This is a genomic window from Actinophytocola sp. (assembly GCF_036402745.1).
In the GTDB taxonomy this organism is placed as follows: domain Bacteria; phylum Actinomycetota; class Actinomycetes; order Mycobacteriales; family Pseudonocardiaceae; genus Actinophytocola.
Genome location: NZ_DASWSJ010000089.1, coordinates 1 through 23,618, shown reverse-complemented (window position 1 = coordinate 23,618; position 23,618 = coordinate 1). Strand labels below are relative to the sequence as shown.

Sequence of the window (23,618 nt, the reverse complement as noted above, 5' to 3'; positions counted from 1 at the left end):
CAGCGACTCTCGGGTCGGGATGTGGTCGCGGAACACCGGGTAGCAGACCTTGATGCTGTTGGGCAACTCGCGCATGTTCACGATGGGGACCGAGCCGATGACGGCGCCGTAGTACAGCAGCGTGCCGTGCCTGCGCAGGGTCCTCATCGACGCCCGGAACGTCGTCTCTCCCCCGCCGTCGAACACGGTGTGGACGCCCTCCCCGCCGGTCAGCTCCATGACCGGCGCCACGAAGGCGTCCCCGGTTGAGACCACGACGTGGTCCGCCCCGACCTGCCGGGCGCGGTCCGCCTTCGCGGCGGTGGAGGTCAGCCCGATCACGGTGGCGCCGCGCGCCTTGATCAGCTGGGTGAGTTTCTGGCCCAACCCGCCGGCGGCCGCGTGGACCAGTGTCACCTGCCCCGCCTCGACGGGCGCGGCCTCGGTGGCGAAGTGGTGGGCGGTGATGCCCTGCATCATCACGCTCGCCGCCACCTCGTCGGAGATGCCGTCCGGTACGGGCACGGCGCTCGCGGCCGGCATCACCACCTGCTCGGCATACGACCCGTAGACGAACACCCAGGCGACCCGGTCGCCGACGGCGAACTCGGTCACGCCCGCGCCGAGCGCGCTGACCCGGCCGGCCCCCTCCACGCCGGGGACGAATGGCACCTGGCCCACCGCCGGTCCGAGCCGGCGCGTTCCGGTGTCCATGAAGTTCACCCCGGCCGCGCCGAGGTCGACCCGGATCTCGCCGGGACCGGGAAGAGGAGTCGGGCGCTCCGCGATCCGGAGCTCCTCCGGGCCGCCCAGCTGCTCCATGACGATCGCCTGCATGTTCCTGCACCTTTCTGCTTGGTCTGCGCCCAGACTCGCTCGCATAAAATGGACCCGCAAGTCCAAAACGAGGAGGGTCATGCTGACCACCAAAGGAGCCGCGACCCGGCGCCGCATCATCGACGGCGCGGCCGCCGAAATCCGCGAACATGGCGCCGCCACGACGACGCTGGATGACATCCGCGTCCGCACCTCGACCAGCAAGAGCCAGATCTTCCACTACTTCCCCGGAGGCAAGGAGGATCTCTTGCTCGCCGTGGCCGCCCGCGAGGCCGAACGGGTCCTGGAAGACCAGCAGCCGCACCTGGACGACCTGACCACCTGGCAGGCATGGCAGGACTGGCGAGACGCCGTCATCCGGCGCTACGAGCAGCAGGGCGTCAACTGCCCCCTGGGCGTGCTCATCACCGAACTGGGCCGCACCACCCCGGCGGCACAGGCGCTTACCACCCAGCTGATCGAGCAGTGGCAGGCGGCACTGCGGGCCGGCGTCCAGCGCATGCAGGAGACCGGCGAGGTCGACCGGTGGCTGGATGCCGACCGTACGGCCGCCGCACTCGTCGCCGCGGTGCAGGGCGGGGTGACCATCCTGATGTCCACCGGTGGAATCGCCCACCTGGAGGCCGCCCTGGACACCTCCCTGACACTGCTGCGAGCCAGCGCGCACCCGTGATGAGCATCGGCGGCGACGAGGCAGGTCAGGTTCGGTGTCGCTACCTCACCCTCGGCATGCGCGCCGACCTCACCGCCGAACGCATGTCCGTCCACCACAACACCGTGCGCTACCGCCTGCGTCGCTACGAGGAACTCACCGGCATCGACCTCCGCGACCCCAACCACGCCCTGGAGGCATGGTGGGCCCTGCAACGCACCCGCATCGACCACACCTCCACCACGGCGCCCAGCTAGCCGCCGGTGGGAGGTGGCTGGTATGTAGCGAGACCGGCCAACATGACAATCTTCCTTACGTGCAAACGTTCCTACAGCAGCTTCCCGCGCTGATCGGCGTCATCGTCGGCGCGTTCGCCACGTACGCGGCTACCTCTGCCGCAGAACGCGCCCGATGGCGACGGTCCCAGGCGGTGCGCTGGGACAGCCTCAGGCTCACCGCCTACGCCGAGTACGCGCATGCCATCAAGAAGGTCAGCTCCGTCGCGGTCAGGCTGGCTGCCCATCGCGGAATCCACCCGGACATCGACGCTCTTCCTCCCGAGGAAGGCATCCCGGCACTGGCCGCCGCGGAAGAGGAACGCACCATGAAGTGGGAGACGGTCCTCCTGCTCGGCACGGACACCACGGTCCTCGCCGCGCGTGCCTGGCACGAGAGCGTCTTCCGCCTGCAACGCATTGCCTCAGGCGCCGACGCCGGGATCGGCTGGCCGCAGGCCATCGCGACGGCGAGCAAGGCGAGGCGCCGATTCTACGAGGCTGCGAAAGCAGATATCGGCATCGCGATCGGTGCCGCACCGGAGAGCTACGAATGGCAGCTCGCCAAGCTTGTGCCTGTCACCGAAGAGACGCCCGAAGGATAACCACCGGCCTCGATGAGCGCGTGAGCCGGACAATGCATGAGCTGTTCCGCTTGGTCGCAACATCGGTCCGGAAAGTCGACAGGGCGCGCCCTCAGCGCCTTTGTCGTTCTCGTGATTGTCAGGTCCGCAAGTCTGGTCACACGTGAATACTGCCCGCAAGGCAAAGTCTGTAGCACTTGAGAACCTTTGACGGACTTCCTACGAGTGGGAGACCGTGACGCCGTAGACGGTGACCTCGCCGTAGTTGGTGCTGTCGCACGGCGCCGAGTTGGTGCAGTTGGCCTGCGTGTACGCGCCGGTCTTGAAGTAGGCACCCGAGTAGCTCCTGCTGATCGTGGTCTGCAGCGTGCCGTTGTAGTAGACCTTGGTCTTCCCGCCGCTGACCACGTACTTCGCGGTGAACCGGGTGCCGATCGGGTAGCTGGTGACCAGCTTGTAGTGGGTGTCGTCGCCGTTGGTGACGTAGAGACTGTTGCCCTCCAGGCGGAACACGGTGACATCGTCGCCGGAGTCGTGGATCTGCGCGCCGACCACGTGGGGCTTGTCGTTGGGCCGGTGCGTGAACGCGAGGTCGACGGTCATCGTGTGGGTGCCGGAGGTCGACGACCAGCTCGCGTTGGACGACCCGCCGCCGGTCATCTCGCGCAGCTCGGAGCGGGGGTAGCTCGACCCGCTGGTGGTCACGCCGTCCACCGCCGCGCGGAACCGGACACCGTCGCAGGTGGAGTTCACCCGGAACCACGGCGCGATCGCGTACGTGTCCAGCCGGGGCTGCTTGATCTCGGTCGGCGACCCGTCCCCGCCGATCGGCAGCGTCTCCTTCCAGTTGCTGAGGTTGAGGATGTCGGCCGGGTAAGTGCAGGCATCCACTGTGGACGCGGTGGTGGGCGGCGCGAGCACCACGCTGGCGACCAGGGCGGTGACGATCATGAGCAGGGCGCGTTTCATGACCAACGATAACTTTTCGATATCGGGCAGCGCGCCGGTATGGCCGGAACCGGTCATCCAATCGACCACCCGTTGTAACGGCCGGCGGCGTCTTGGCGAACTTGCGTAGGCAAATCAGTCGAGAAGGGAACACCATGCGCAGAGTGGTCAACGCGGTGATGGTCGTTGTGCTGGCGGCATTAGTGGGCGCGATCGTCGTGACGCCGGCCCAGGCGGCGGGCGGCATCGTGATCTACCGGGCGTACTACAACTCGCCGGGCAGCGACACGGGTAGCAACGCCAGCCTCAACGCGGAGTACATCACGCTCAAGAACACCGCCAGCGTGGCGAAATACGCGACCGGCTGGACGATGCGCGACAAGCAGGGCCACGTGTACAAGTTCCCCACGACCCGGATCAACCCCGGCCAGTACCTGTACCTGCACACCGGCAAGGGCACCAACAACTGGAACAACCGCTTCTGGGGCCAGGCCTGGTACATCTGGAACAACACCGGCGACGCGGCCTACCTGCGCACCGCGAGCGGGACGTTGGTCGACTCCTGCTCCTGGGGCAGCACGGGCAGTTGGAAATACTGCTGAGATCACGCTACTGGGCGAGGACGTCGTCGTGGTCACCGGCGGCGCTCGCGCGGCGGCCACGGCATTGCCGGCGACCGTCGAACCGAGGCGGTCGCCGGCCACTCGCACCGCGCGCCGGCCGCACCCAGCGCCGCGGCCTTGTCGCCCGAGGTCGATGCGCACCAGCGCCGGCCCGGCCAGAGCCGCGGCGGCCTGCGACCTGGCCTCGGCACACCGGCCCGTGGTTGGCGATAATCGGTCGCGATGGTGGTGCTGGCTGTACCCCTTAGTGTGTAGCGCACTGGATCGATTGATCACCTCTGCGACGGCAGTCTTGACAGCGTCGAAGACCGCCCCAGCAAAGGTGATCCCATGTCAGACCCGCGCACCGAACGACCACGCCCGGCACGTCTGCGGCTGTCCCTCGGCGCGGCCGCGCTCGCGACGCCGACCGGGTTCGCCGTCGCCGCCGCGCCGACGGCCCGGCCATGGGATGGGCGGCCGGGCAGCTGGTCGCCACTCCCCGCGACCTCAACGCCTTCCTCACCGCGTTGCTGACCGGCAAGCTGCTCGAGCCCGAGCAGCTCGAGCAGATGAAGACGATGGTCGACGCCCCGGACTTCGACACCACCGGCAGCGCACGCTACGGACTCGGCCTCGCCACCGTCGAACTGAGCTGCGGCGGCATCGCCTGGACCCACGGCGGCAACGCCCCCGGCTACGTCACCCGCAACGCCGTCACCGACGACGGCCGGGCCGCCACCGTCGTCGTCACCGCGCCGCCGACCGAGCTGCCCGCCGCCGAACACATCGAGGACGCACTCGACACCGCGCTCTGCACGCGGTCCTGACCCGGAGCCGGGGCCGACCGTCGTGGGCGGCCCCGGACGACGCCCGACGATGGCATGCATCATGGGTGCATCCGAGGAGGCTCCGAAGGCGCTGAGCGGATGCCTTCCCGGGTTCCCGTGAACACAGCTGGGAGGGCAGCGATGCGAGTCGTCATCGTCGGGGGTGGGGTCGGGGGGCTGATCACGGCGCTGTTGTTGCATCGCAAGGGGATCGACTGCGTCGTGTTCGAGCAGGGGGAGCAGCTGCGGGAACCGGGGGTCGGGATCAACCTGCTGCCGCGCGCGGTCGAGGAGCTCGACCTCCTCGGGCTGCTCGGGCGGCTGGACGAGGTCGGCGTCCGCACCCACGACCTCACCTACGCACACCGGCTCGGGCACGAGATCCTGCGCCGGCCGTGCGGGACCGACGCCGGGTTCGCGCTCCCCCAGATCAGCCTGCACCGCGGCCGACTGCGGGGCATGCTGCTGCGTGCGGTGCGGGAGCGACTCGGCGAGTCGGCCGTACGACCGGGGCACCGGCTGGTCGCGTTCGAGCAGGACCCCGGCGGGGTGCGGGCGCACTTCGCCGACCGGACCGAGCCGGCGCACGGCGACGTGCTCGTCGCGGCGGACGGCATCCACTCCACCGTGCGCGCGTTCATGTTCCCCGGCGAGGGCCCGCCGCGGTGGAACGGCGTGATGATGTGGCGCGGCGCCACCGACTGGCCGGTGTTCGGCACCGGCCGCTCGATGCTCGTCGCCGGCGGCACGGCGGCCAAGCTGGTCGTCTACCCGATCGCCGCGGGGCGCACACCGGACACGCGGCTCACGAACTGGGCCATCTGCGTCCTCACCGGGCGGGCAGGCGACCCGCCGCCGAGCCGGCAGGAGTGGTCGCGCCCGGCCGACCCCGCCGACCTGCACCGGCACGTCGAGCACTTCCGCATCTCGCAGCTCGACCACGCCGCGCTCGTCGCCGCCACCGAGGAGGCGTTCGAGTTCCCGATGTGCGACCGCGACCCGCTGCCACACTGGAGCGACGGCCGCGTCACCCTGCTGGGCGACGCGGCCCACCCGATGTTCCCCATGGGCTCGAACGGCGCGGGCCAGGCGATCCTCGACGCGGCGAGCCTGGCCGAACAGCTCACCCGGCACTCCGACCCCGCCGAGGCTGTGCTCTCCTACCAGCGCGACCGGCTACCGGCCACCAGCGAGCTGGTTCTGCGCAACCGGACCGGCGGCCCGGAAGGCGTGATCGACGAGGTCGAACGCCGCGCTCCCAACGGGTTCGACCGCCTCGCGGACGTGATCGACCCGGCCGAGCTCGACGCCATGGTCAGCCAGTACGCCCAGCTGTCCGGCGGCTCGCGAGGTCAGGTCAACAGCGGTCAGGCGGAGGCCTAGCTCAGCGCGGCGCTGCGGCAGATCGCCGCCAGGGCGCACGCGCAGGCCGTGGTCGACGTGCTTTTCAGCACCACCTGACACATCCTTTGGACCGCAGGTCGGCTTACCGCTGGCCTGCGGTTCTGTGTTTCCGGCGGCACCATGTTCCCTTCTTGGTCCGGATGGCACGGTCGGACGATGACGCGGTAGCATGAAAGTGAATTCATCGTCATTTTGGAGGCTTTGTGGCCAGCGCCGGTCTCGTCGAGTGGTGTCGGGTGCCCACGTCCGCCGCACGGGCCGTCGAGCCCTTCCAGCTCGGCGGGATGTCCTTGCTCGCCGTGCCGCAGCTTGCCGTCGACGTGCCCGGGGAGCCGGCGGCCATGAACGGCGGCGACAGCGACACCGAGCTGGTCCTGCTGCGCCGGACCGCCACCGGCTACGAGCGCTTCCGGACGCTCCCCGTGCCCGGCGGCGAGGACGCGGAGTTCTTCACGATCGGCGAGCGGGCCTTCCTCGCGACGGCCAGCATCCGCCGCGGCCGCGGGCCCTACGAGTTCGGCATCGACTCCGTTCTCTACGAGTGGACCGGGTCCGCGTTCGAGCACTTCCAGTCCTTCGCCGGGTTCGCCGCCAAGCAGTGGCGCCACTTCACCGTCGCGGGCCAGCATTTCCTCGCGCTGGCCCAGGGGGTCGCGCTGCCGGGCACCGAGAAGGTCAACCGGCCGTCGGAGATCTACCGGTGGGACGGCACGCGGTTCCAGCCGTTCCAGGAGATCCCGTCCCGGTGGGCCTACAACTGGCACGCCTTCTCCGCCGGTGGCAACGACTTCCTCGCGCACGCCGACCACGTCACCCCCTCGCGGCTGTACCGCTGGGACGGCGAGCGCTTCGCCGTCCACCAGGACCTGGCCGAACATCACGGGCGCGCCTTCGCCTCGTTCACCGCCGACGGTGCCGACCACCTGCTCGTCGCGTGCCTGGCCGGCCCGTCGCGGCTGCTCCGCTGGGACGGCGCCACCTTCGTCGAGCACGCCGAGCTGGACTGGCCCGGCGCCCGCGAGCTCGCGGTGATCCACGGGAGACACGGGCTGTACGTGGTGCGGGTCAACTTCATCCTCGGCACGCCGGCCGCGCCGACGACCGCGCTGACCTCCCAGCTCTACCAGTGGCAGGACGGGAAGCTGGCCGTCGTCGACGAGTTTCCGACCAGCGGCGGGACCGACGTCGCCGTCATCGCCGACGAGCGGGGGCCGCTGGTGGCGGTCTCCAACGCGCTGAGCGCCGACGTCCGGTTCGCGACGGACACCGTGGTCTACCGGTTCACCGAGTCGGACTGAGGAGCGGCATGGTCGCCAACGAGAGCCCGGAGCTGGTCCGGCTGTACACCACCTACACGGCCGGTCCCGACGCCATCGGCCGGAGCCTGGGCAGGGCCGTCGCCGACCGGGACCGCGACGCCCCGCTGATCGCCGCGACCAGCACCGACATCGCGCTCTACCCCGGCACCGGCCGGCCGCCCTCGGTCGAGGGCTTCCGCAAGTCCACCAGGGGGTTCAAGGAGCTGGCCGCGGTGTCGCACCTCGGTCCGGCGCTGGCCACCCTGGTCACCGTCCGCGCGATGGGCGACGGCTCCTGGCGGCCCGACGCGGAGCGGCTGCTGGCCGAGGTCAAGGCCGCCCGGACCGCGAACAGCGTCGAGCTGTGGCGGGACACGATCGCGGTCGAGGCGTACCGCGGCCGCGAGCAGGCGATCGCCGACATGATCGACTACTGCTGCGCCGTCACCGCTCGCTACCTCACCACCGCGCTCGCCGACGAGGACCACCTCACCGCCGAGACGCTGCGCGCCGACTACCTCGAGGGCGGTCCGGTGCCGGTCAACCACGTGATGATCGCGACGTTCTTCCTCGTCGGCCTGGACATCGGGCACCGGGTGACCCGCTGGTTCCGGTCCCAGGACGTCGACTGGGCGCGGGCCATGGTCGTCATCGCCGGTCAGCAGGGCCGCGCGACGGCCGGCGTCACGTGGAACACCAGTAGCGTGGCCACCATGATCCTGGGGGCGTCCGGCCACCGGCTGCCACTCGAGCGCATGTACCTGGCCCCGCACGCGCCCACCTTCGCCAGCCCCACCGGCGGCGACCTGTCCGAGGTGAGCGCGCTGGAGCCGCACCTGCGCGCGATCTGGGCCGGCACCAGGGCGACGGTCGAGCTGGGCGAGGTGATGTTCGACGGCTACCCGAGGTTCGCCCCCGGGGCCGTCGCGTTCCCCGACGTCGGCGACCCGGGCGTCACGGAGGTCAGCGAGATGCCGGTGATCCACTCGGCCGACGACATGCGTGCCATGGTGACCAGGCTGCGGGTGGTGCTGGAGGATCCGCGGCAGCTGCTGTCCGGCTGCGTCACCGACTTCGCGGTGGCCTCGCTCGCGGCGGCCGGCAACGACCCGGCGCGGGTGACCGTCCCGGGCCTCACCGGCGTGCGGTACCCGACGGATCTGTGAGTGGCGAGCGAGGCGAGGTACGGGACGTGGTGGCAGAGCAGACGAAATCGGCGCGCACCGAGGCGGAGCTGAAGGACGCCGCGCGGCGGCTGCTGGTGCGCAAGGGCTACGCCGAGACCAAGATCTCGGACATCACCACCGAGGCCGGCAAGGCCGTCGGCTCGTTCTACCGGTACTTCGCGGACAAGGACGCCCTGCTCAGGGCGCTGGCCGAGGACTTCGAGGAGGCGCTGCACGCGCACGTCGTCGCGCACATGGGCCACACGCACGAGATCGCCACCACCGCCGACGTCCGCCGCCACGTCGAGGCGTTCTGGGGCACCTATGTCGAGCACCTGCCGGTGATGGTCGGCGTGTTCCAGGCAGCGGTGATGAGCGAGGACTTCCGCCGCATCCACCACCGCCTGCGGGAGCGCCAGGTCGGCGTGTGGACCCAGCACGTGCGGGAGACCCGGCTGCCCGTGGCACGTACGGAGGAGGGCGCGCGGATCGCGGCCCTCGCGCTGGTGTGCATGCTCGAGTACTTCTGCTACCACCACTTCGCCGAGAACGAGGAACGCGGCAGCGACGAGCACGCGATCGCGACGCTGACGGACCTCATCGCGGGCGGCCTGCTGGGCACACCGCCCGCCGGGTGACCGGTGCGGCGACTACGTCCACGCGCGCAGGAAGTCCACCTTCCACCCCATGACCTCGCGGGTCGACCACGCCAGGCCGCCGTCCGGCAGGTCCAGGAACGGCAGGTCCCCGTGGCTCGCGCCGGTGAGGACGAACCGCGTGCTCTCGGCGCCCGCGGCGCGCAACGCGTTGTGCAGCAACAGGGTCGCGCTCGGCGAGATGACGGTGTCGGCGCTGCCGTGCAGGAACAGGAACGGCGGCGCGCCGGCGTCGACGTAGGTGTGCGGGTTCGCGCGCGCGGCGGTCGCCGGGTCGTCGGCCGGGGACCTGCCGCTGTCCCGGCCGTGGAGGTACCACGCGAGGTTGCTGTCCGGTCCGGCGTAGTGCGCCCGGGTGGCCTCGTCGAAGTCCGCCGCGAGCGCGGCGAAGTCGCCGACGCCGAACTTGTCGATCACCGCGCGGACCGGCTCGTCGGCGGCGGGGTCCTCGCCGGCGAGGGAGTGCCGGCCCAGCGTCAGACCGCTCATCGCGGCCAGGTAGCCGCCCGCGGACTCGCCCCACAGCGCGACGCGGGCCGGGTCGATGCCGTACTCGTCGGCGTTGTCCCGCAGGAACCGGATCGCGGCGCGGACGTCGGCGACGCCGTCGGCGAACGTCGCGCCTTCGCCGATCGTGCGGTAGTCGATGCTCGCGACGACGAAGCCCGCCTCGGCGACGAAGGTGCGCAGGGGCAGCGCGTTCGCCTTGGCGTGCAGGAAGAAACCGCCGCCGGTGACGTACACGACGAGCGGCTTGCGACCCGGCGACCTCGGCACCTGGACGTCCATCGCGAGCTGGTAGGTGGTCCCGTCCGGCAACGTCGGCGCGGCGTACCCCACGTCGTGGTGCAGCTCGACCTCGCAGGTCCCGAGGTCGAGCTGCGGCTGCGGCGCGACCGCGACCACGATGCTCGTGCTGGTGTCGCTCGGCGCCACGGTCGAGGAGATGGCGCCGCCGGTCTCCTTCAACATGGCGCGGATCGCCTCGAGCGAAGGGGCATGCACAGGTTCCTCCCTTGTCAGTTCGCGAAGAACAGTCGCTCGGGCGCGTCCACCAGGATCCGCCGTCGGTCCACTTCGGACGGTGCCCAGTCCGCGAGCAGGTTCAGCAACTCGCCGGTGTCGCGCCGGCCGTCGGGCAGGTGTGGCCAGTCCGAGCCCCAGACGAGCCGGTCCGGCCGCGCGGCGACGAGCGCCCGGCCGAGCGGCTCCACAGTGGACAGCGGCGCGTCGCCGACCAGCCGGTAGGGCCCGGACAGCTTCAGGTAGCAGCTCCCGCCGCCGAGCACGCGCACGAGCCGGTCGCGGTCCGCGCCGGTGAGCCCGTCGGACTCCTTCAGGTAGCCCATGTGGTCGATGACGAACGGGTCCTCGAGGTCGGCGAGGAAACCGAGCAGGTCCCGCACGACCGTGCCCGGCGTGTAGAACTGCACGTGCCAGCCGCGGGGCCGGGCGCGGGCCACCATCGCGCGGACGTAGCCGATGATGTCCTCGGTCGGCCAGGACGCGCGGGCGAACAGGTCGAGCCGGATCGCCCGCACCCCCACCTCGTGCAGCCGGTCCAACTCGGCGTCGCTCGCGTCGTCGGCGATCCGCGCCACGCCGCGGCAGCGCGGGCCCACCTCGCGCAGCACGTCGACCAGCAGGCTGTTGTCCGTGCCGTAGAAAGTCGGCTGCACCAGCACCATCCGCTCGATCCCGAGCCACTCGGTGACCTTCAGGTACTTCTGCAGCGTGGCGTCCGGGAACGTGTAGAGCGGCTCGGGCACGTGCGGGTACCCGGGCTCGAACACGTGGAAGTGCGTGTCACAGCTGCCCGTCGGCAGCGTGAACCGCGGCCTGGTGTTGGTCTCCGCCGGGCGCATCGGCGTCGTGCGGGCGAATGCCGGAGGCATGGGTCCTCGTCCTTTCCGCGGTCTCGTTGACGGCCTGGTAGAGCAGCGCGGTGTCCATTCCGGTCAGCCTCAGTGGACAGACCCCCAGCGGGACGAGCGCGTCGAGCACCGCCCGGTCACCAACCCCCGCGACCATCAGCAGCTTCCCGTGCCGCCGGCATGCCGCGGCGGCGGTCGCGACCGCGTCGCGCAGCCGCGGGTCGTCGAACCTGCCGGGCACCCCGAGCTCGGCGGTGAGGTCGTTCGCCCCGATCGCGAGCATGTCCACGCCGTCCACCGCGGCGATCGCGTCCGCGTTCGCGATCCCCGCCGGCGTCTCCAGCAGGATCTGCACCACGGTCACGTCGTCCAGCGCCGGGTTCAGGTCGCGGGCCGGTGCCGGCCGCATTCCCAGCTGCGGCACCATCGCGGTCTGCGACCGCTGCCCCCGCGGCGGGAACCGGCACGCCCGCGCGACCAGCCGCGCCTCCTCGACGGTCTCGACCCGGGGAGCCACGATCCCGTGCGCGCCGCCGTCGAGCAGCCGGCCGATCATGCCGTACTCCCGCTCGGGCACCCGCACCATCGCGGTCAGCCCGAGACTGCCCGCGGCCATGCACAGCTGCGCCGCCACGTCGGTCGACATCGGCGAGTGCTCCAGATCCACCAGGATCGCGTGATGGCCGGTCGACCGGGCGATGTGGACGATCTCGGCCGTGCGGCTGCCCCGGATGCCGAGCATCAGCGTCAGCTCACCCGCGCGCAGCCGGGCCAGGAACGTCATGCCGGCCGCCCGGACCGCTGCGTGCTGCCGCCGAGGAACAGCGCCCCCATGTCCGGGTCGCGCAGGATCGTGCCGGCGCTGTCGGCCATGAGCACCCGCCCGCTCTCCATGACGACCCCGTCGGTGGCCAGGCCGAGGCCGAACCGGACGTTCTGCTCCACGAGCAGGACCGTCATGCCGGCGTCGCGCATGGTCGCCACCGCGTCGCGGACCAGCCCGAGCGAGCGCGGGTCGAGCCCGAGCGACGGCTCGTCGAGCAGCACCAGCCTCGGCTCGAGCATGAGCGCCCTGGCGAACTCGACCGTGCGCCGCTGGCCGCCGGAGAGGTTGCCCGCGGGCTCGTGCGCGCGCTCCCCGATGATCGGGAACTGGTGGGCCAGCGCGGCCAGCCGCCGGCGCAGGAACGCCGTGTCCCGGCGGCGCACGTAGCCACCGAGCAGCACGTTCTCCTCGACGGTCATGCCCGGGAACAGGCCGTTCTTCTGCGGCACCTGCACGATGCCGTCCCGGATGTTGTCCGCCGGCTGCCGGCCGGTGATGTCGGCGCCGGCGTAGTGGATCTCGCCGAGCCGGGGCGCCAGCACGCCGCTGATGGTGCGCAGCACGGTGGACTTGCCGGCGCCGTTGGGACCGACGACGCAGGTGACCGAGCCCGGTTCGACGACCAGGTCCAGCCCCTGCAGCACATCGCCGCCGCCGTAGCCGGCGAACACCTTCCGCATGGAGATCATCGGGCCGTCCCCGTGGTGTGCTCGAGCGAGAGGTCCTCGCCCAGGTAGGCCTCGAGCACCGCGGGGTCGCGCCGCACCTCGTCCGGCGGACCGGAGGCGATGCACGTCCCGTTCGCGAGGACCCGGACCGAGTCGCACAGGCCGAGCACGAACGGCATGTTGTGCTCGACCACGAGGAACGTGGTGCCGGCCCGGTTGAGCTCGCGGATCAGGCCGCCCAGCTGCTCGAGCTGGGTCGGGTTGATGCCGCCGGCCGGCTCGTCGAGCAGCACGAGACGCGGCTGGAGCATCAGCACCTGGGCGAGCTCGACGAGCTTCTGCTGGCCGTAGGACAGCTCGCCGGCGGGCAGGTCCCGGTAGTCGGCGAGGCCGGCGAGGTCGAGCAGCTCCGCTCCCCTGGCGGCCTGCGCGCCGGTCATCGCCGGCGCGGCGAGCCCGGCGAAGGAGAAGCCCCGGGCGCCGGCGACGACGTTCTGCAGCGCCGTCAGCGCGGGGAACACCCGGGTGATCTGGTAGGTGCGGCCGATGCCGCGGTGGCTGCGGTCCCACCGGCTCAGCCGGTCGATCCGGACGCCGTCGAACCGGATCTCGCCGCCGTCGGCCCGCATGCCGCCGTCGACCACGTTGAACACGGTGGTCTTGCCCGACCCGTTCGGTCCGATGAGGCCGGTGATCGAGCCGTGCTCGACGGTGAGGTCCAGCCCGTCGAGCACGGTCAGCCCGCCGAACCTCTTGCGCAGCCCGGAGATCTCGAGCACCGCACCGGCGGGCACGACCGCGTCCCGGTCGCGGACCAGCCAGCGCGGGACCGACTCGGCCGTCACCGTCCTGGTGGCGAGCCGCCTGCCGACCGCGGCCGCCGTCCCGCTCGCCCGCCGGGTGCGCAGCAGCCGCCTGCCGGCCTGGATGACGCCGTGCGGAAGGAAGAGCACGACCACCACGAGGATCCCGCCGAAGAGCACGAGTCGCCACGCGCCCGCGGTCGGGCCGGTGAACTGCTGGTTGGTGAGCTGGGACAGCGGCTCGATGAGGAACGCGCCGAGCACCGGACCCCACAGCGTGCCGGCGCCGCCGAGCAGCGCGGCGAGCACCAGCATCACGCTCGTGACGATGCTGAACATCGCCCTCGAGTCGAGGAAGCTCAGGTAGTAGCCGTAGATTCCGCCGGCGATGCCGATGGGCACGCTGCTCGCGATGAAGGCGAGGAGCTTGTAGACCGGCGTGTTGACGCCGATGCTCGCGGCCTTGTCCTCGTCCTCGCGGATGGCCAGCAGGCCGACGCCGAACCGGGAGGACCGGATGCCCCACGACAGCAGCAGCGTCAGGGCCAGCAGGCCGAGCAGCCCGTAGTAGAACGGCCAGTTCGCGTACGCCAGGTCCCAGTCCGGCAGGGGCAGCAGCATGCCGTCGTTGCCGTGGGTGACCGCGGTCCAGTTCAGCGCGATGATGCCGAACAGGTCCAGGATCGCGAACGTGACCATGACGAACGCGTGCCCCCGCGTGCGGCCGGTCACCAGGCCGATCAGGGCCGCGAGCGTGCCGGCCGCGAGCCCGCCGACCGGGGCCGCGAGGAACGGCGAGATCGCCCACCCGTTGGCCGCGATGGCCGTGGCGTAGGCGCCGACGCCGAGGAACACGCTCTGCCCCAAGGACATGTAGCCGGTGTAGCCGCCGATGATGTTCCAGCCACTGGCCATGACCGCCATCAGGAAGATCATGATCAGCATGTTCTGGTAGTAGCTGTCGTCCCACAGCGGCGGAACCGCCGCGAGCACCCCGGCGGCCGCCACGACGACCCACGTGCGGGGGCGGGCGAGCAGGCCCGTCATGCGCGCGCCACATCCTCTCGAACCCGGGTGCCGAACAGACCCTGCGGACGCACGACGAGCACGAGCACGATGACGACGAACGGCATCGCGGTCGCCCACGCGGCCGACCCGTACGTGGTCGTCAGCGTCTCCGCCATGCCGAACAGGAGCGCGCCGACGAAGGCGCCGCCGAGGCTGCCCATGCCGCCGAGCACCACGATGGCGAGGCCGAGGCCGATCCAGTGCTCGCCGCTGTCCGGGGTGAACGGGGCCAGGACGGCGAAGATCGAGCCCGCCGCGCCGGTGCACGCCGCCCCGATCGCGAACGTCGCCACGTTGACCTTCTCGACCCGGATGCCGATCAGCGCCGCGCCCTCCGGGTTGGCCGCCGCGGCGCGCACGGCGCGGCCCAGCCAGGTGCGGGTGAGCAGCAGGTACAGCAGGGCCAGCAGCAGCAACGCGACGAGGAACCCGTACACCTGCACCGTGGGCAGCACGATGTCGCCGAGGTGGATGGAGGTGCGGCCGTAGCCGGTCGGGACGGAGTGCGGCTGGTGTCCCCAGATGAGGATCGTGCCGCCCTCCAGCACCATGGACAGCGCGAGCGTGGCGAGGATGACCGCCGGCAGGCCGCCCCGCCGGCTGCGCTGGATCACGAGGCGGTAGCACAGCCAGCCGATCCCGAACGTCGCCACGCAGACGACCGGGATCGTCGCGAACGGGTCGACGCCGGTCGCCGTGCAGATGCTGTAGGTGAGGAACGCGCCGGCCATGAGCAGCGCGCCGTGCGCGAGGTTGACGATGTGCATGACCCCGTAGATCAGCGACAGCCCGCAGGTGCCCAGCGCGTACACCCCACCGACGAGCAACCCGAAGGACAACGCCTGCACGAGCCCCATCGCGGTCAGGCCGTCCAGGCCGGCTTGGCGAGCACGGCCGCGTCGACGGTGGCGGCCTGCGGTGGCCCCACGACCTCCAGCGTGCCCTTCTGCCACTGCATCAGCAGCGGCGCGCCGTCGGGCACCCCGCGCTCGTCCCACTTCAGCGGGCCGACGATGGTGTCCACCGTGTTGGCGTGCAACCACTTCGCGATGGCGTCCTGGTCGATCTTGCCGACCGCCTCGACGCCGGCCTGCAGCACCTGGACCGCGGTGTAGGAGTTGGCGGCGTCCTCGGCCGGGCTCTCGGTGAACTGCGCCGTGAACGCCTTGACGAACTCCGCGTTGCCCGGGTACCTGGCGGCCGGGTGCCAGGCGCCGAACGTGAAGATCCCCTCGGTGTTGGCCTTGCCGATGGCCTCGGGGTAGGTGTCGGTGCTCGTGGGCGCCCTGGTCTGGTAGAGCATCCGCGGCGTGAAGCCGACCTTCTGCAGGCTCTGGACCAGGCCGTACCCGTCGGTCTCGAGCGCGCCGTGGATCAGCAGGTCGGGGGCGGCCTGCCGGATCGAGTTGGCGATGGCGTCGAAGTTCGTGGTGTCGGGCGGGTACTTCTGGCCGTACACGGTCCGGATGCCGGCCTTCGCCAGCCGTTTCTGGAAGTTCTGGACCGGCAGGTCGGTGCTGGGGTCGTCCTGGTTGAGGTAGGCCGCCGTGGCCGGCCGGTCGGCCGCCGGCAGCGACTCGACGAACTCGGAGAAGATCTCGTGGCTGGTCTCGGTGGTGCCCGGCTGGCTGAAGAACAGCCGCTTCAGGCCGCGTTCGAAGATCTCGTTCGCGCCGCCCGACGGTTCGATGTAGACCATGCCGTGCCGCTCGGCGATCGCCGAGGCCGGCAGGTTGAGGAACGAGGAGAACGTGCCGATCAGGAGGTCGACGCGCTCCTGGCTGATGAGCCGGTTGTAGTTGGCGACGACCGTGTTCTGGTCGAACCCGTCGTCGAGGATGGTGAGCTCGACCTGGCGGCCGAGCAGCCCGCCGGCGTCGTTCACGACCTTCTGCCAGACCTGGTAGCCCTTGTAGCCCATGTCGGCGGCGTCCGCGCCCTGCCCGGTGAGCGGCAGCGACGCGCCGATCTTGAGCTTCCCGGCGCCGGCGCCGGTCGACGAGCCGCACGCGGCGACGGACAGCAGCGCCACGCCCCCGCCGACGAGGAACGAGCGCCGGCCGAAGGCGGGCCTGGAACTGCCAATGCGACGTTGCATCACTACCACCTGCGCTGAAGACGCCGGAAGCGTCGCCGGTTCGGGGCCGTGCCGACGGTCGGCTGCCGACGTGGCCAGCACGCACATCCGCCGTTTGTGAAGGTGAATTCCGATTCATCATAGGGCCGGGCGGTCGTCTTGTCATGCCCCAGCGGCGGGGGCACCCGGGTGGATCGATCCAGGGGACGAGCCGCGGGCAGGCCGGGACCTGGCGGCCCGGCGGACCGCCAGGCCTCTCGTCTCGGCCGCCACCACAGACAAACCCGTGCGGCGCGAATTCCGGATGGCGCCCGAATTCAGCGACCAGGAATCACGTCGAATAGTAGGCAACAATTTCCCGCGACAGCATTGTCAGGGACGGTCGACGCCTTCGTTGTGGAGTTGGCCGATCACCCGGTACAGGTTCGACAGCTCGGCGGTGAGCGCGTCGCGAATGTTGCCGATCCGGGTGCCCACCTCGACGGCCGACGCGGCCAGGTCGGCCTGGACGTTGACGCCGCGGCCCTGCTGGCCCACCGTGGTCCCTGCCTGCCGGCTCGCGTCGGAGAGGATGCGGGTGGCGCGGGTCCGCGCCTCGGTCTCGAGCTGGCGGGACGTGGCGTTCGCTATGCGCACGAGCTCCTCGGCCCGGCGCCGCGCCTCGTCCAGGATCCGGTCGGCGCGCACCTGGAGCTCCGCCTCGGAAATGCCGGTGGGCCCGGTCTGCTCGCGCCAGTGCTTGAGCCGGTCGATCTCGTTCTGCTTCTCCGCGAGCCGCACGACCAGGCCCTCGACCGTGTCCGCGACCCGGTCGAGGAATTTGTCGACCTGGTCCTCGTCATATCCGCTGGAGAATAAGCCGGCCCGGTCGAAAACAACCTCCTGAACGTCCCGCACCGTCAATGGCGGTGGTATTGGCCTGCTCAACCCGGACCCTCACCTTCCACGCGCTCTCTGACGAGGCTGGACGGGTGTGATAATATTCGGCCTGTCAACGACCCCTTTGTGTGCGTAATGCATTTTGCGTGTCGTTCTCGCATTGCCACCGCCGCGCACCACTGTTTGGGGCCGGCTCGCCCACGTAGGCTGGCGGCTACAGGGCGAGAATCGAGGCGCCATGAGCATCGTGACCAGGGGGTTCCGCGGCCGGCGCGAGCCGACGGCGGCCGACCTGCCGCCCGGCCAGTACCTCACCCGCGACTTCCCCGTGCTGCAGGCAGGCCCCACGCCGTCGGTCCGGCTCGACGACTGGCGGTTCACGATCCGCACCGAGGCGGGCGCCGAGCAGGCCTGGACGTGGCCGCAGCTGCTCGGCCTGCCGAGCGAGAAGCCCACAGTGGACATTCACTGCGTCACCAAGTGGTCCAAGCTGGCGACCTCCTGGCAGGGCGTCTCGCTCGACACGCTGCTGGCGGCCGTCGACACAGCGGCCGACTACGCGCTCGTGCGTTCCTACGGCGGCTACACCACCAACCTCCCGCTCGAGGACCTGCTCGACGGCAAGGCCTGGGTCGTCTACCGCTACGAGGGCGAGGACCTCCCCAGCGCGCACGGCGGGCCGGCCCGGCTGCTGGTGCCGCACCTGTACTTCTGGAAGTCCGCGAAGTGGGTCACCGGCATCGACCTGCGCACCGAGGACGAGCCCGGCTTCTGGGAGACGCTGGGCTACCACAACTACGGCGACCCGTGGCGTGAGCAGCGGTACACCGGTGACTGAGGTCGCGCAGCGACGCCGGCTGCGCTGGCTGGTGGCGACGGCCACCGGCACACGAGAGCTCACCCCGTCGGCGCGGACGATCGTCTTCGACGTCCCCGGCTGGCCCGGGCACGCGGCCGGCCAGCACGTCGACGTCAAGCTCACCGCGCCCGACGGCTACAGCGCCCAGCGCAGCTACTCGATCGCCGCGCCGGCCGACGGCGAGCGGGTCGAGCTGACGGTCCAGCGGGTCGACGACGGCGAGGTGTCGCCCTACCTCGTCGACGACCTCGTCCCCGGCGACCAGGTCGAGCTGCGGGGCCCGGTCGGCGGCTGGTTCACCTGGCGCGGTGACGAGCCCATGCCGGTCCTGCTCGTCGCGGGCGGCTCGGGGATCGTCCCGCTGATGGCGATGGTGCGCGAGCGATCGCGGCTGGCGAACCCCGCGCCGTTCACGCTCATCTACTCCGTCCGCACGCCGGCGGAGGTGTACTACGACGCGGAGCTGCGGTCCGGGCCGGGACTGGAGGTCACCGTGCTCTACACGCGCAAGGCCTTCGGCACGAGCCGGCCCGCCGGCCGGATCGGCCCGGGAGACCTCGCCGCCGCGTGGCCGCCGGGCAGCGGGGCCCGCACGTATGTCTGCGGCCCGACCGGCTTCGTGGAGGCCGTCGCCGAGCTGCTGCTGGCGCGGGGGCACGACCCGGCGAGCATCCGCACCGAGCGGTTCGGCCCGACTGGAGGATGAGATGAGCACGTTCATCGACGGCAACGGCGCGGCCGGCATGTTCGCCGAGGCGCTGGGTATCGATGTCACGACGGCCGTGGTGACCTGCGCGGCCTGCGGTGCGACCGGCCCGTTCGCCGAGAGCCGGGTGTACGAAGGACCCGGGGTCGTCGCGCGGTGCGCGCCCTGTGGTTCGGTGGTGGCCAGGCTGGTGCGCACGCCGACCGACGCGTGGCTGGACCTGCGCGGGGCGCGGGCGGTGCGCATCCCGCTCGCCTGACCGAATTCGAGGAGCACGAAGATGAGAGATGACATCGACAGCGAGTCCGACCTGCTGGAGCCCGAGGACACCCTCGTGGACCGCGGCGTCAAGGACGTGCTGGACGAGGGCTACTCACCGGCGGAGCGCCCGTCGGACTTCTTCGACGGCCACGAGCCGCTGGAGGGCCGGCTGACCCGGGAGCTGCCCGACGTGTCCGACGAGTCCGACGACGGCGTGGGCGACGCGTCGGACACCGACGGCGAGCCGTACGACGACGAGGTGGGCGTGGCCCGCTCGGGCAGGCTCGTGGAGGAGGCAGAGGGCACGGCCGACGACACCGACGCGTACCTCTACGCCCGCGACGTGGGCGTGGACGGCGCGGCGGCCTCCGCCGAGGAAGCCGCGGTCCACATAGTCCCCGACGACCGCGAGTAGCCAGCGTCCGGCGGAGCCTCTGTCAGGGCCAACCGTCCAGGGCGGTGTCGATCGCGATCTCCGCGCTGAGGGTGCGGTGCACCGGGCACTTGTCGGCGATCTCGAGGAGCGCGTGGCGCTGCTCGTCGTCCAGGTCGCCGGCCAGGTGGATGTTGCGCTCGATCCGGTCGATGCGGCCCACCTGGGTCTCGCACGTCGCGCAGTCCTCGGCGTAGACGCGCGAGTGTCGCAGTTGGACGGTGGCCTTCGTCAGCGGCAGGTCCTTGCGCTGCGCGTACATCCGCAGCGTCATCGACGTGCACGCGCCCAGGCTGGCCAGCAGCAGGTCGTACGGCCCGGGCCCGGTGTCGTCGCCGACCGGGCGGGGCTCGTCGGCGGTGAGGACGTGCCGGCCGGCGACGATGCGCTGCTGGTAGGCGTGGTCGCCGGTCTCGGTGACCACGACGCTGCCCTCCTGCGGGCGCGCGGGCGCGGGAGCCTCGGGCAGGTACCGGGACGCCCACGTCGCGATCATCGTGGCCGCGAAGTCCGCGTCGGCCGGGTCGCTGAGCTGGTGGTCGGCGCCGTCGAGCGCGACGAACGACCTGGGGTGGCGGGCCGCGTCGAAGATCCGGCGCGCGTTCTCGATGCCGACGACCTCGTCGACCGGTGAGTGCAGCACCAGCAGCGGGACGCCGACCGGACCGGGGTGCTCGGCGGGCGCGCCGATCGTCACGACCGCCCGCACCTCCGGGATGCGCGCGGCCGCCGCGAGCACGGCCGCGCCGCCCGCCGCGTGTCCGATGAGGAGCGTCGGCGCCGCGTACCGCTCCCGCAGCCGGCCGGCGGCGCGCTCCAGATCGTCCACAGTGGACGTGCGCAGCACCGCTGTCCCGGCGCGGACGAGCACCCGGGCGATCCGCGCGGCGGCGTCCGTGTCGTGGGCGAACAACGCGTAGGCACGGGGCTCGCCGTCGGGCAGGTCCAGGGTCTCGCCGCGCATCCTCGCCCCCACCGGTCGGAGAACCCGATCCTTTCACGACCGGTCCGCGACCCGCCGGGCACCGAACCAACGACGTGCGTGACATCGGTCAACCTCGCCGCCGGCGCGGGTGTCGTCGTCGTGCCGCTGGCCGTCGACTACGGGACCTCGGTCCGCCACGACCGGCACGACCTGCGCCTGCCCGTCCACATCGGACCACGCAACCGGAGGACCGGCGCCACGTCGAGATCCGCACGCGGGCCGGGAGCCTGGTGCGAAAGATGTACCTGACCCAGGCGCCGACCCGGCCAACCGCGGGAAGGTGCTGGACCAGGCGTTCCTCCCCCATCCCCCACGCGTGGGGTGAGTACGGCACAGTGGCGCGATGCCCCACCGTGTGCGCACCGTGTCCCGCCCTGAGGGGTTCGTCCTGGTCGCGATCCTGGTCGTCGCGCTGGTGTGGTCGGCGATCGGCGCCAAGAGCCTCGGCACGTGGGCGCTCGAGGTGGTCTGGATCTTCCTCGGCGCGCCGATCGTGCTGCTCAACCGGCGGCGCTTCCCGCTGACCCGGCTGGCGTGCTGGCTGCTGGTGTTCCACGCGATCGTGCTCTGCTACGGCGGGCACTACACCTACGCGGAGACGCCGCTGGGCAACTGGGCACGCGCGAGTTTCGACCTGTCGCGCAACCACTACGACCGCTTCGCCCACTTCGTGCAGGGCTTCGTGCCGGCGATCCTGGTGCGGGAGCTGCTGCTGCGGCTCACCCCGCTGCGCCGCGGCGGCTGGACGTTCACCCTGACGACGGCGGTGTGCCTGTCGATCAGCGCGTGCTTCGAGTTCGTCGAGTGGGCGTCCGCGCTGATCCTCGGCGCGGGCGCCGACGAGTTCCTCGCGACGCAGGGGGACGTGTGGGACACCCAGTGGGACATGTTCCTGTGCCTGTGCGGCGCGCTGGTGGCGCAGCTGGTGCTGCGCCGGGTGCACGACGCCCAGCTGTCCGGTGCCGCCCGTCGACAGCCAGCATGACCTCGGTCGACGTCACCAGTACCGTGACCGGCTCGACGGTCCCGGCCGCCGCCGGTTACGCCCACGACGGCTTGCCCGGCGGTGTACGGGACCGGCTTCCGGCCGACGCCCGCGCCTGCGGCCGGAGTCCCGTTTCCGCCGCGCGGGCAAGGATTCGGCGGTCACGTCGACAGGCCCGCCCGGCGGCGCACCCAGGTCTGCGGCTGCCCGCACTCCGCCGCGATCGCGCGCCAGCTCAGGCCCGCGGCACGACGGTCGGCGAGGTAGGCATCGAGGGTCGGGTGGCCGAACCGGGCGGCCACGGCCGACGCGCGGTCGTCGCGGCGGGCCCGGGAGGTCGCGTGCGGGGTGCGGCGCACGCCGTGGCGGGTGAGCGCCGAGTCGACGGCCGGACGCGGTAGGCCGACCTCGGCGGCGATCGCGCTGACCGTGCGGTGGCGGAGCACGTGGCGGTCGGTGAGGTAGGCGGCCACGTCGGCGAAGCCGAGCCGCCGCACGATCGGCAGCCAGCGCGCGTCCCACCCCCGGCCGGATCGGGTGACCTCGTCGGCCACCGCCGGGGCGACGGTCTCGAGGTGGCGGCACAGCCAGTCCTTGTGCAGGCCGGCCTCCCGGCTGATGGCCGCCAGGCTCGCGCCGGCCGCCGTCCGGTCCCGCACCAGCGTGCCGATATCCTTGTACCCCAACGTCTCCGCCGCGTGCCGGGCGACGCGCCGCAGCCGGTCGTCGGCATGGCGGCGGGAACCCGCCGCCCTGGCCTCGAGCGTGATGCCGGCCAGCGTCCGCAACGTCTTGCGCCGCCGCTGCTCGGTTGCCGGCGCCCGCGCGCCGCCTCCGCCGCGGCCTTCGTCAGCGCGCCGGACCGCGCCCACTCCTGGCCGATCTCGCAGCCCGCACGCACCGCCGGGTCGTTGGCGCGCCGCTCCCGCAGGGCGACCGAGCGCCGGTCCCGGGTGCCGTCGCCCTCGAGCGACTGGCCACGCTCGAGCCCGAACGCCTCCCGGTAGGCGAAGTGGTCCCAGCCGTGTGAGCGCAGGTGCGCCGGGACGGAGCGGAACCAGCGGCCGCACAGGTGGCAGAGGACCCACGCGCCGTCGCGCACCACGCTGCCGATCGGCGCGTAGCTCGGCGTCCCGTCCGGCAGCACCGCGCAGACGCCCATCTCCCCACCGCCTCTAGTCACACTGAGACTAGCTAGTTCCTTTGGCGGCGTAAAGCCATCTCACGTTCCACCCCGCCGACGCGTCTACAGGGCATGACGACCCACACCACCATCGACTCCCCGCTGGGAGAGCTCACCCTCGTCGCCGACCGGGGCGAGCTGACCGGCCTCTACTTCCCGCACCACTGGTACCGCCCACCCACCGTCGGCCCCCGCGACGACCGCGGGTTCGAGGAGGTCACCCGCCAGCTGACCGAGTACTTCGCCGGCACCCGCACGACGTTCGCCGTCCCCCTACGCGCCGACGGCGACCAGTTCCAGCGCTCGGTCTGGACGGAGTTGGCCCGCGTGCCCTACGGCGCCACCGTCACCTACGGCGAGCTGGCCACAGCCCTGGGCGACGCGGCCTTAGCCCGCGAGGTGGGCGCGGCCGTCGGCCGGAACCCGCTGTCCGTGCTGGTGGCGTGCCACCGGGTCGTCGGGAAGAACGGGAAGCTCACCGGTTACGCGGGAGGCCTCAAGCGCAAGCGTTTCCTACTGAACTTGGAGAGCCCGACCGCCGGTCTGTGGTGACCGTCGCGCGACTGACGCACACCCCGCACCAGCCGGCGGCGACCGATCTGGCTCAAGGACCCAGTTTCATGATCCGCAGGACACGCCCTAATACTCCAGCAGCACTTCGTGATCTCGGGTGTGTCTTCGCTGGTAGTGGGCTTGTTTGGCGCGGTGTTGGTGGCGTCGGCGCCAGTGGGACCAGGCCCAGGTTGCGCACCGTTCGGGGATGGTGGTGATCAGGTGTGC

Annotated in this window: 27 protein-coding genes and 1 pseudogene; 16 read left to right on the top strand and 12 right to left on the bottom strand. The window is 71.5% G+C overall.

Annotated features, from left to right (window positions below):
• On the bottom strand, positions 1-816 hold an 816-nt coding region (locus VGD70_RS09005), incomplete at its 3' end, for a quinone oxidoreductase (RefSeq protein ID WP_331080026.1).
• 79 nt (positions 817-895) lie between these two features.
• On the opposite strand from VGD70_RS09005, the gene VGD70_RS09000 reads away from it, so the two are divergent.
• From VGD70_RS09000 to VGD70_RS08990, 3 genes are read left to right on the top strand one after another with little or no spacing between them, the layout of a single operon-like run.
• Entirely contained in the window at positions 896-1,489 is a 594-nt protein-coding gene (locus VGD70_RS09000; protein ID WP_331080024.1) for a TetR/AcrR family transcriptional regulator, read from the top strand.
• Entirely contained in the window at positions 1,489-1,725 is a 237-nt protein-coding gene (locus tag VGD70_RS08995; protein WP_331080028.1) for a helix-turn-helix domain-containing protein, read from the top strand. Before VGD70_RS09000 ends, VGD70_RS08995 begins: the two co-directional genes overlap by 1 nt.
• Positions 1,726-1,784: 59 nt before the next feature.
• On the top strand, positions 1,785-2,348 hold the full coding sequence (locus VGD70_RS08990) for a hypothetical protein (protein WP_331080023.1): 564 nt from the start codon (positions 1,785-1,787) through the stop codon (positions 2,346-2,348).
• A gap of 198 nt (positions 2,349-2,546) precedes the next feature.
• Here VGD70_RS08990 and VGD70_RS08985 read toward each other — a convergent pair whose 3' ends face one another.
• Positions 2,547-3,296: a polysaccharide lyase family 7 protein gene (locus tag VGD70_RS08985; protein ID WP_331080021.1), complete on the bottom strand. Its 750-nt coding sequence runs from the start codon at positions 3,294-3,296 to the stop codon at positions 2,547-2,549.
• Positions 3,297-3,430: 134 nt separating this feature from the next.
• Here VGD70_RS08985 and VGD70_RS08980 point away from each other — a divergent pair, with 134 nt between their 5' ends.
• The 6 genes and pseudogenes from VGD70_RS08980 (at position 3,431) to VGD70_RS08955 (ending at position 9,213) form a co-directional block, all read left to right on the top strand.
• Positions 3,431-3,877: a lamin tail domain-containing protein gene (locus VGD70_RS08980; protein ID WP_331080019.1), complete on the top strand. Its 447-nt coding sequence runs from the start codon at positions 3,431-3,433 to the stop codon at positions 3,875-3,877.
• A gap of 398 nt (positions 3,878-4,275) precedes the next feature.
• Positions 4,276-4,707 (top strand): annotated as a pseudogene (locus VGD70_RS08975) (serine hydrolase); the annotation flags it as partial.
• Positions 4,708-4,848: 141 nt separating this feature from the next.
• Positions 4,849-6,090 carry an FAD-dependent monooxygenase gene (locus VGD70_RS08970; protein WP_331080018.1) on the top strand — a complete coding sequence of 414 codons (1,242 nt, stop codon included), beginning with the start codon at positions 4,849-4,851 and terminating at the stop codon, positions 6,088-6,090.
• A 257-nt stretch (positions 6,091-6,347) separates the two neighbouring features.
• Positions 6,348-7,409 (top strand): hypothetical protein, encoded by a 1,062-nt coding sequence (locus tag VGD70_RS08965; RefSeq protein ID WP_331080016.1) that lies wholly within the window; start codon positions 6,348-6,350, stop codon positions 7,407-7,409.
• A gap of 8 nt (positions 7,410-7,417) precedes the next feature.
• A complete protein-coding gene (locus VGD70_RS08960; protein WP_331080014.1) occupies positions 7,418-8,575 on the top strand; it encodes a DUF5624 domain-containing protein in 1,158 nt (385 codons plus the stop codon).
• The gene (locus tag VGD70_RS08955; protein WP_331080013.1) at positions 8,572-9,213 is read left to right on the top strand and encodes a TetR/AcrR family transcriptional regulator; all 642 of its coding nucleotides are present in this window, start codon (positions 8,572-8,574) and stop codon (positions 9,211-9,213) included. The genes VGD70_RS08960 and VGD70_RS08955 overlap by 4 nt, the downstream gene beginning before the upstream one ends.
• A gap of 12 nt (positions 9,214-9,225) precedes the next feature.
• On the opposite strand, the gene VGD70_RS08950 is transcribed toward VGD70_RS08955, so the two are convergent.
• From VGD70_RS08950 to VGD70_RS08915, 8 genes are all read right to left on the bottom strand, one after another.
• On the bottom strand, positions 9,226-10,203 hold the full coding sequence (locus VGD70_RS08950; protein ID WP_331080011.1) for an alpha/beta hydrolase: 978 nt from the start codon (positions 10,201-10,203) through the stop codon (positions 9,226-9,228).
• 47 nt (positions 10,204-10,250) lie between these two features.
• On the bottom strand, positions 10,251-11,126 hold the full coding sequence (locus VGD70_RS08945; RefSeq protein WP_331080009.1) for an amidohydrolase family protein: 876 nt from the start codon (positions 11,124-11,126) through the stop codon (positions 10,251-10,253).
• Positions 11,038-11,889 carry an HpcH/HpaI aldolase family protein gene (locus VGD70_RS08940; protein WP_331080007.1) on the bottom strand — a complete coding sequence of 284 codons (852 nt, stop codon included), beginning with the start codon at positions 11,887-11,889 and terminating at the stop codon, positions 11,038-11,040. Before VGD70_RS08940 ends, VGD70_RS08945 begins: the two co-directional genes overlap by 89 nt.
• The gene (locus tag VGD70_RS08935) at positions 11,886-12,620 is read right to left on the bottom strand and encodes an ABC transporter ATP-binding protein (protein WP_331080005.1); all 735 of its coding nucleotides are present in this window, start codon (positions 12,618-12,620) and stop codon (positions 11,886-11,888) included. Before VGD70_RS08935 ends, VGD70_RS08940 begins: the two co-directional genes overlap by 4 nt.
• A complete protein-coding gene (locus VGD70_RS08930) occupies positions 12,617-14,449 on the bottom strand; it encodes a branched-chain amino acid ABC transporter ATP-binding protein/permease (RefSeq protein WP_331080003.1) in 1,833 nt (610 codons plus the stop codon). Before VGD70_RS08930 ends, VGD70_RS08935 begins: the two co-directional genes overlap by 4 nt.
• The gene (locus tag VGD70_RS08925; RefSeq protein ID WP_331080001.1) at positions 14,446-15,327 is read right to left on the bottom strand and encodes a branched-chain amino acid ABC transporter permease; all 882 of its coding nucleotides are present in this window, start codon (positions 15,325-15,327) and stop codon (positions 14,446-14,448) included. The genes VGD70_RS08930 and VGD70_RS08925 overlap by 4 nt, the downstream gene beginning before the upstream one ends.
• 5 nt (positions 15,328-15,332) lie before the next feature.
• Complete coding sequence (locus VGD70_RS08920) at positions 15,333-16,568, bottom strand: amino acid ABC transporter substrate-binding protein (protein WP_331079999.1); 1,236 nt, start codon at positions 16,566-16,568, stop codon at positions 15,333-15,335.
• A gap of 351 nt (positions 16,569-16,919) precedes the next feature.
• Entirely contained in the window at positions 16,920-17,444 is a 525-nt protein-coding gene (locus tag VGD70_RS08915) for a DivIVA domain-containing protein (protein WP_331079997.1), read from the bottom strand.
• A 220-nt stretch (positions 17,445-17,664) separates the two neighbouring features.
• Here VGD70_RS08915 and VGD70_RS08910 point away from each other — a divergent pair, with 220 nt between their 5' ends.
• Genes VGD70_RS08910 through VGD70_RS08895 form a run of 4 tightly spaced genes read left to right on the top strand, consistent with a single transcriptional unit; the run spans position 17,665 to position 19,667 of the window.
• The gene (locus VGD70_RS08910) at positions 17,665-18,264 is read left to right on the top strand and encodes a sulfite oxidase-like oxidoreductase (RefSeq protein WP_331079996.1); all 600 of its coding nucleotides are present in this window, start codon (positions 17,665-17,667) and stop codon (positions 18,262-18,264) included.
• On the top strand, positions 18,257-18,991 hold the full coding sequence (locus tag VGD70_RS08905) for a ferredoxin reductase (protein ID WP_331079994.1): 735 nt from the start codon (positions 18,257-18,259) through the stop codon (positions 18,989-18,991). The genes VGD70_RS08910 and VGD70_RS08905 overlap by 8 nt, the downstream gene beginning before the upstream one ends.
• 1 nt (position 18,992) lies before the next feature.
• Positions 18,993-19,250 carry a DUF6510 family protein gene (locus VGD70_RS08900; protein ID WP_331079992.1) on the top strand — a complete coding sequence of 86 codons (258 nt, stop codon included), beginning with the start codon at positions 18,993-18,995 and terminating at the stop codon, positions 19,248-19,250.
• Between the two features lie 21 nt (positions 19,251-19,271).
• On the top strand, positions 19,272-19,667 hold the full coding sequence (locus tag VGD70_RS08895; RefSeq protein ID WP_331079990.1) for a DUF5709 domain-containing protein: 396 nt from the start codon (positions 19,272-19,274) through the stop codon (positions 19,665-19,667).
• 22 nt (positions 19,668-19,689) lie between these two features.
• Here the strand turns inward: VGD70_RS08895 and VGD70_RS08890 are convergent, their stop codons facing one another.
• Positions 19,690-20,649, bottom strand: a complete 960-nt coding sequence (locus tag VGD70_RS08890) for a bifunctional alpha/beta hydrolase/OsmC family protein (protein WP_331079988.1) — start codon at positions 20,647-20,649, stop codon at positions 19,690-19,692.
• A 78-nt stretch (positions 20,650-20,727) separates the two neighbouring features.
• Between VGD70_RS08890 and VGD70_RS08885 the strand changes: the two genes are divergently transcribed.
• Complete coding sequence (locus VGD70_RS08885) at positions 20,728-20,919, top strand: hypothetical protein (protein WP_331079986.1); 192 nt, start codon at positions 20,728-20,730, stop codon at positions 20,917-20,919.
• 94 nt (positions 20,920-21,013) lie between these two features.
• A complete protein-coding gene (locus tag VGD70_RS08880) occupies positions 21,014-21,655 on the top strand; it encodes a DUF2238 domain-containing protein (RefSeq protein ID WP_331079985.1) in 642 nt (213 codons plus the stop codon).
• Between the two features lie 161 nt (positions 21,656-21,816).
• Here the strand turns inward: VGD70_RS08880 and VGD70_RS08875 are convergent, their stop codons facing one another.
• Positions 21,817-22,527 carry a hypothetical protein gene (locus tag VGD70_RS08875; RefSeq protein WP_331079983.1) on the bottom strand — a complete coding sequence of 237 codons (711 nt, stop codon included), beginning with the start codon at positions 22,525-22,527 and terminating at the stop codon, positions 21,817-21,819.
• 383 nt (positions 22,528-22,910) lie between these two features.
• Here VGD70_RS08875 and VGD70_RS08870 point away from each other — a divergent pair, with 383 nt between their 5' ends.
• Entirely contained in the window at positions 22,911-23,390 is a 480-nt protein-coding gene (locus VGD70_RS08870) for a methylated-DNA--[protein]-cysteine S-methyltransferase (RefSeq protein WP_331079981.1), read from the top strand.
• Positions 23,391-23,618: the final 228 nt, after the last annotated feature.